This is a genomic window from Burkholderia sp. Ax-1724, assembly GCF_011752995.1.
Lineage (GTDB): Bacteria > Pseudomonadota > Gammaproteobacteria > Burkholderiales > Burkholderiaceae > Paraburkholderia.
The window spans coordinates 1-7184 of record NZ_VWWL01000050.1; the positions used below are offsets into that span (position 1 = coordinate 1).

General features: G+C 58.7%; 7 protein-coding genes and 1 pseudogene. 3 read left to right on the forward strand and 5 right to left on the reverse strand.

The genetic code is table 11. The features are described 5' to 3' along the window. Positions 1-595: hypothetical protein (locus F3J19_RS32135; RefSeq protein ID WP_205193441.1), on the forward strand; the 595-nt coding region annotated here is incomplete at its 5' end. A 379-nt stretch (positions 596-974) separates the two neighbouring features. Next, positions 975-2081: a DUF4062 domain-containing protein gene (locus tag F3J19_RS32140; RefSeq protein ID WP_167050505.1), complete on the forward strand. Its 1107-nt coding sequence runs from the start codon at positions 975-977 to the stop codon at positions 2079-2081. Between the two features lie 405 nt (positions 2082-2486). Here the strand turns inward: F3J19_RS32140 and F3J19_RS32145 are convergent, their stop codons facing one another. From F3J19_RS32145 to F3J19_RS32165, 5 genes and pseudogenes are all read right to left on the reverse strand, one after another. Next, entirely contained in the window at positions 2487-3089 is a 603-nt protein-coding gene (locus F3J19_RS32145; RefSeq protein WP_167050507.1) for a hypothetical protein, read from the reverse strand. Between the two features lie 12 nt (positions 3090-3101). Then, positions 3102-3701, reverse strand: coding sequence for a hypothetical protein (locus F3J19_RS32150; RefSeq protein ID WP_167050509.1), 600 nt, complete (start codon positions 3699-3701; stop codon positions 3102-3104). A 274-nt stretch (positions 3702-3975) separates the two neighbouring features. After that, complete coding sequence (locus F3J19_RS32155; RefSeq protein WP_167050511.1) at positions 3976-4959, reverse strand: DUF4062 domain-containing protein; 984 nt, start codon at positions 4957-4959, stop codon at positions 3976-3978. Between the two features lie 185 nt (positions 4960-5144). Continuing rightward, positions 5145-5879 (reverse strand): annotated as a pseudogene (locus F3J19_RS32160) (magnesium chelatase domain-containing protein); the annotation flags it as partial. Positions 5880-5999: 120 nt separating this feature from the next. Beyond that, complete coding sequence (locus tag F3J19_RS32165) at positions 6000-6254, reverse strand: accessory factor UbiK family protein (RefSeq protein WP_167050513.1); 255 nt, start codon at positions 6252-6254, stop codon at positions 6000-6002. A gap of 389 nt (positions 6255-6643) precedes the next feature. Here F3J19_RS32165 and F3J19_RS32170 point away from each other — a divergent pair, with 389 nt between their 5' ends. Further along, on the forward strand, positions 6644-6982 hold the full coding sequence (locus tag F3J19_RS32170) for a P-II family nitrogen regulator (RefSeq protein ID WP_006048089.1): 339 nt from the start codon (positions 6644-6646) through the stop codon (positions 6980-6982). Positions 6983-7184 lie beyond the last annotated feature (202 nt).

A 7184-nucleotide genomic window follows, 5' to 3' on the forward strand; every position in this document is an offset into this window, starting at 1 on the left:
GCTCAATATAGCCACGTCGATCACTCCGTTCCCCCGCCCGTTGCCGAGCAGGTCAGTGTTCTACGTGGGTCAAGATTCGATGCAAATTACTGCCGAGGGTGGGTCAGGATTCCGTGCAAATCAACAAACTGAGTATCAAGCCAGCAAAACTTGGCAGGGCACGCAGGAAAAACTGCAAAATCTTCTCGAAGAGATCGTGCGGGCGGCATTACTGTTGCCCGCGCTGCAGACCCAGCTGAGAAAAGAGAGAAAAGTTCGCGAGGCCGATCAACAGCGCGCAGCAGAGGTACGAGCACGAGAGCAGCGACGAAACGAATCCAAAGCGGAACAGCTGAAGCAGGCATTCCTCATGATGGAGGCTGACGCACGTGTTCAGCAGTTAAAGAGCTTTCTGGATCGGTTGGAACGGAGAGCTGATGATTTTCAGCCGCCCTACGACGAACGGGTCAAGATATGGCTAGAAGTTGTTAGGAATGAGCTTGCCGCTCGAAATCCAGCGGACGAGATTTTGGCTCGATGCCTTGATGTTCCATCGTGGGCGACTTGGCCGCCTGCATGGTGGCCGACCGATCCCAAGCTCGATACCGTTGATTGACTTGGCGCAAGCGGACACTCGATGCGAACTCTGGAACGGCTCTTCCTGGCCGGTAATCGACGCGCTCGCGTGAGGTGTCAACGTCAGACCTCGGATGGCCTGCTAAAAGAGCCCGAATGGCGGCAAAGTCTGGATGGGCGGGTTTAATTGGCCACACGTTAAGCATATTCGGCCCGCCAAAACCCGAGTTTTGATGTGCCGGTCAGTCGTTTAGTCCTCAACCGGTGCCGGCGCTCTGGTGATTCAACCGTAGTTATATTTAGCTGCGGTCCACAACTGATAGCGTTTGCCTACTACACTTTCGTCTGAACGATATATTCGATATGGTGCGGCAACAATCCGGCCGATTTCGTTTTAACAATTCTCATTATCCATCGATATGGACAAGCGCTATCAGGTATTCATCAGTTCGACGTTCGTCGACCTCTTGGATGAAAGACAAGGGGTACTCAAGGCCATCTTGGAGCTAGACCACATGCCGGCTGGGATGGAGTTGTTTCCAGCGACCGATGACACGGCATGGCAACTCATTCGTGATGTTATTGATGCCTCCGACTACTATGTTCTGATCGTCGGAGGTCGATACGGATCCCTCGATGATGCCGGTCTGAGCTATACGGAGAAGGAGTACGACTACGCCGTTAGTACAAAAAAACCCGTGATCGCCTTCTTGCACCAAAATCCAACCGGGCTGCCTCGAGCGAAGACTGAAACCGAGCCAGCGGCTTGGGAAAAGCTGGAGAAATTCCGTGCCAAAGTCGAGCGAAAGCACACCTGTGTGTACTGGCAAAGTGCGGACGATTTGAAATCCAAGGTGATCGTGGGTTTGACGGCCGCTGTTAAACGCCATCCGGCTATCGGTTGGGTCAGAGCTGATAAGGTCCCCGCAGAGGCAACGCTAGCAAATATCTTGGCTCTCAAAACGCGTATCGCGGAACTTGAGCAAGAAGCTGCGGCATCAAGAGATCAGCCGCCACCAGGGACGGAAAACCTAGCCCAAGATGACGACAAATTTGAATTGCATTTGTCGTTCAAAGCACGTCAGGCCGTCAAGGAATACCCATATCACGAGGACCAAGGATACACCGCCTCCATCACGCCATCGTGGAACGCGATCTTCGCTGCCGTTGCGCCGACAATGATCAACGAAGCATCGGATTCAAGTCTTCGTCAATCATTTCGGGATTTTTTTAGTCGCGAATCATTGAAAGCTTTCCAGGGGCGGAAAGAGTTCAAAGGTCGCACACTTCGAGAATTTGTGTTTCGTAACGATGAAATTGAAACATGCATTGTCCAACTCCGCGCGCTCGGTCTAATCAAGGAAAATGATCGCAAGCGTAGCGTAAAGGACATAGGCACGTACTGGGCACTTACTCCATATGGCAATACTTCAATGGTGCAGCTACGCGCTGTACGCCGAGACTCTACCGAAGATGAGGAGCTTGGCGGTGAAGCCACCGAGTCCGACGAATCGGACGAAACGTAACGATTCGTTTCACGGGGGCGATTCAATCTTTGTATTCAATATTGATAATCCCTCTCACTAAACTGTGACTGGCTCCTCTCGGTCGAATCTGGGCGAATCGGATCGTCTAGTTCACCGGATCTGGCAGGTGGACAGAATATGTCCCAAAGTCCAACTGAACCTGGCCGACCCTCACAACGTTGCCAAGCTTGTTCGAATTTCCCCGAGGATGAAATCGGGATCGCGGCAAAGCGCGCTTTGGTGGGTCTAATTAGCTACAAGATAGCGGGAGTAGGCCGCCTGGCTCATCGCCGAGTTCGTCGAGCAAATGTTGCTGCGGTTTTCAGCAGCTTCAAGGCGGTCACCAATGCGGCCGGCTTGGGGCTGACAGAGGTTCCTCTGAGCTGTCCGCGATCAAAGCCTTGGTTATCTGGTTTGCCAGGCCTCATCGACCGCTCGTCGCTCTGGAAGTGGGAGCACGTCGCGAGCGTGGGTGATTTCCTCTTTAATGGGATCTCTCAGATTGGTGGGAAGCGCGACAACTAGGGCGTCGACTATTGGCAACGCGCCTACCCGGTAATCCAGCAAGGCTTTGCAGCTCGCCTGATCGTCACTGACGGCCAGCTTATCGCTTCCGAGCGCGAGGATCCGCGTCCCAATTGAGTCGCGCAGGCGCTTGGAAAGCGTTTGCCACTGCAGGAGGAGCTCCAGATGGAGGCGGTTTCCGGAACCCCCCCGCTTTGACAGTTCAACTACCCGGGCATCCAACTGGTTGTATGTAAGGTCGGCCCTGCCCTTTACCTCCCCCAAGATCTCGGCCTCGAGATCCTCGGTGAAAACGCGGGGTTGGACGAAGCATTGCACCAGCGTCACCAGAAGCGCTGGTCTGTCGACCATCAGCTCGCGCAGACCGCCGCTGTCGACTTCAATACTGGCGACTCCGGGATAGGATAGGGTGACCTTCGGCCTGAAGCCGTTCAGTATGTCCGCTGCAAGATTTTCGAATCGGATGTAGACGTCGCTGGTCATGGGGGGGCTCCTTTAGCCTGCAATGGGGACGATGTCGGACATCACTTGATCGTAGTGCTTGCCGTCTGGCCACAGAAGATCCGCCTGCTCTGGCGTTAAGACGTAGCCGGACAAGTCGATCAGCGCGCAGAGCGCTACGGTGGCGCGGAGCCGCCAATCCGGAAACCACTCACCCAGATCCTCGCCGGTCTTGGCCGCAAACTGGTCGAGTAGGATGGCGAGGGCACGCGCGAAACGCACGACTGTAGAATCCCGCCCTAGCTTGGGCATCGCCCCAGCCACCTGTTTCCAAAGCTCTGGGAGGTCGGCCTCGATAAAGCTTACGCGGTAGACCCTAAAGGAAGCATAGACGCCCTTGGCCAAGCCGCCACATGCAAGTCGGATGGCGGCCTCGGGTGGAAGAAAACGCATTGCGCGCTGTCGCGCCTCGCCTTCGACCTTGCGTTCCAGCACTAGTAGATAGGAGAGGTGCGCGGAGATAATTCTGTCTGCGATGCAGATATCTTCTGCATCAGGCTCGAGGAGCGTGAATGCGTTCAGACCGGCCAGCTCCGCAAGCAGAGTAGAAGAGAACCTTCGCCCCTGATGGCCCAATGCGTCAGATAATCGCATGCCTCTCCCCATGCAGAGACGTGCGAGAACTATTCCACAACGGCGATCTGCAGGCAACGGGGCGTCGGTATCCAGGCCGGGTGGGACGCGGATCCGAGCGGCAACTCCATCAGCGACTGCGACTTTCTTACGTATGCGGAAGCGCCTGACTGCGTTGGGTTTAGTTGGCTACACGTTAACATGGGTGGCCAGCCAAAAGCCCTCGGGGAATCTATTGCCAAAGCCGAATCGGAAGCGTCGAAGAGTGATATTCGCGCTCGACCGCGTCGCGCAATCACCGCGGTCGTGGTATTGGACGCACCTCGTATCGAAGTGTCAGCACGGCGTCGAAACGACTAGCTATGCGGTGCCATTCCTTGTTCGAAGTGATATCGACCTGCAGCCCAAATGGCTGTCCCACGTGTTTCGGCTCAAGTGTGAGCCGGAATACTGGTCCTTGAGCGACTTCGAGCCCACTGATTCGCCAAACAATCGTGTACTCGTCTGGGCTATAGATCGAATCTACTTCCACTTCGAACCACGCAGTGTCGCCGACAAACATGGGCTTATCCGTGAGCAGGAGGTCGCTCCGCGGCTCGTTTAGATGCCGGTCATTCCCCACCCAGTCAGAGTATCTGGTGAACATCGGTGCCGGAAATTCGTCGCCGAGCGCGTCAGTTCCTTTGGGCGCCGGAGTCCGAACGCGTGCCAATTCAGACTGTAGCTCATCGACCATGCGGCGCAATTTCAACAGTTCCGCAGTCGCTTCGGCGGTAGCGAGCGTATCCGCGCGTACCCAACCAACTGCCGGCGTCGACCTGATCAATTGAAACAGGCTGCGACTGACGACTGATCCCAGTTCGTGCGGCGTGTCCCAATGTTTGCACAACCTTTGCTCGACCGACGCGCGAAAAGTCCGAAGCTTTTCTTTGCCTTCTGTCGAGCTCTCTGTCTTGTCCGCAATGATTTTGCCCGGATCGCGGTGGAGGAAGGCAATCGTCGGCTTACCTCGCTCGATTGCATACCGATACTCCATTTCCGTGTAGCTGATACCTTCGGAGCCGATGGAGCCGTAGCGGCCCGCCACTATGAGAATGTAGTAGTCGCAGTCGTCGATAAGCTTCTTTATGAGATTCCACTGTGTCTCGTTAGCAGCCGGGAATAACTCCATCCCGGACGGAATGCAGTCGAGTTCCAAGAGTGCATGCATCACCTCTTGGCGTTCATCTTCCAGGTCTTTGAACGTGCTACTTACAAATACTTGATAGCGCTTTTCCACGCGTTTTCCCCGACAGGCCGATCAACAACACTTTTATTGGACGTAGATCATAGCGCGTTCGGCTACCGCCGGTTCATCGAAGCCATGGGCCGGGCGGAGCGTTCGCGGTCGGCTGCCGTCTTGAGCGATCTTGCCGGGACATGAAAGGCTACTATGCCCGCGTGACGGGGTTTAATTGGCTACAAGATAAGCACGTGATGGCCGCCGGCCGCGGCGACTTCCAGCGCGCGCCGCGCGGCGCGCTGGCCGATCACGTCAGCCATGTCGGGGCGGGCGGCGACGGCTTCCGTGCCGGGCTCGGGTGCGGCGATCGGGCGCAGGCGCGCGTCCGGCGCGTCCGCGAGATGCGCGCATAGCGACGGCAGATCGGCGGCGCCATAGACGTCGACGCCGGGCACGAGCGCAGCTTCCGCCGCGCTCGCGGCGGGCAGGTAAAGCTGTGGAGTACGGAACGGCGATTCCGCTGCGGTTGCTTCGGCCAGCGGGGAAGGCGGCGCGGAAGAATGCACGGCGTTGCCATCGCCACCGTCGGCCGCCATTGCGCCGCGCGCCGTGCCGCATGCCATCGCGAACGCGCCGCGCATCGGCCGCAGCGCGCCGGTCAGCGACAGCTCGCCGGCGAATTCACGGTGGCGCAGCGATTCGGCGGGAATCTGTCCGCTCGCGGCGAGGATGCCGAGCGCGATCGGCAGATCGAAGCGGCCCGATTCTTTCGGCAGATCGGCCGGCGCGAGATTGACGGTGATGCGTCTCACGGGGAAGTCGAAGCCGCAGTTCTGCAGCGCCGCGCGCACCCGCTCGCGGCTTTCGCGCACTTCGAGATCGGGAAGACCGACGATGGCGAACGAAGGTAATCCGTTGGCGAGGTGAACCTCGACGGTGACTTCCGGCGCGCGACTGCGCACCACGGCAAGCGACATGTTTTCTCCCGTCGGACCGCGCGCCGTTGGCACGTGCGAGTCTCCTAAAGCGCTGATGACGTCACGGCCCGCTTGCCGGTGATGTGCAGCATGGCGCGGCGCGAATGCCGCGCGCGAGGGTTACGGCGTTTGAGTGAGCGGCAGCTTCTGTTCGAGCTCGGCGACGCGGCGCTCCAGCTCTTCGAGACGCGCACGGGTGCGCACGAGCACCTGGGTTTGCGTATCGAATTCCTCGCGCGTGACGAGATCGAGCTTCGAGAAGCCTTGCGACAGCATGGCCTTGACGTTGCGCTCGACATCCCTGGCCGGCGAGTTCTTGAACAGATCGCTCACGCGTGCCTGGAAGTCGTTGAAAACGTCGTTCGGTTGTTTCATGGTGTTCCCCTTGGTGCACAAAAAATGTGCATGTTTCATGACGTCTGTGCCCCGCCACGGCGAATGGGCGATCGTGGTGCGTGCCGCCCGCGTTGCCGCGGCCGCATGAGCGCCTTTGGTGCGTGCCGTCGCGTTCAGAACCTTCGAACACTCTAGCAACGATCCCTACGCCGCGCCACCCGCGCGCCGTGCGCCTGGCCGTTCGGACAAGGCCGTCCGGGCGCCTTGCGCCATGCGCGCGAGGCGAAGTCTGACACAACATGGCACGCGAGTTGCTGTTACTGCCCCGCGCGCACCGCCGGAGCTTCTCCACCGGCGGCGCCGGAGACCACGGTTACGGGTACGCAACGGTTGGCAACGCGATCAGCAACACACTAGCGAGGAATTTCATGAAGCTCATTACCGCAATCATCAAGCCGTTCAAGCTCGATGAAGCGCGCGAAGCCTTGTCGGCGATCGGCGTGTCGGGCATCACGGTCACGGAAGTCAAAGGCTTCGGGCGGCAGAAGGGCCATACGGAGCTGTATCGGGGGGCTGAGTATGTCGTCGACTTTCTGCCGAAGGTGAAGATCGAGGCGGCCGTGTCGGACGACATCGTCGATCAGGCGATCGAGGCGCTCGAACGCGCCGCGCGCACCGGCAAGATCGGCGACGGCAAGATTTTCGTCACGCCGATCGAGCAGGTGATCCGCATCCGCACCGGCGAAACCGGGGCCGACGCGCTGTAAAGACCCAAGCGACACAGCACAGATAAGCGACAAGAGGAAAACGAAGATGCGCAAACTATTGATGTCCCTGCTGATGGCCGGCTCGCTGCTCGCGGGCGGTATCGGCGCCGCCCTCGCGGACGATGCGTCCGCGCCCGCGTCCGCTGCGGCCGCGAGCGCGCCGGCGGCAGATACGTCGGCCGCACCCGCTGCGGCCGCGGCG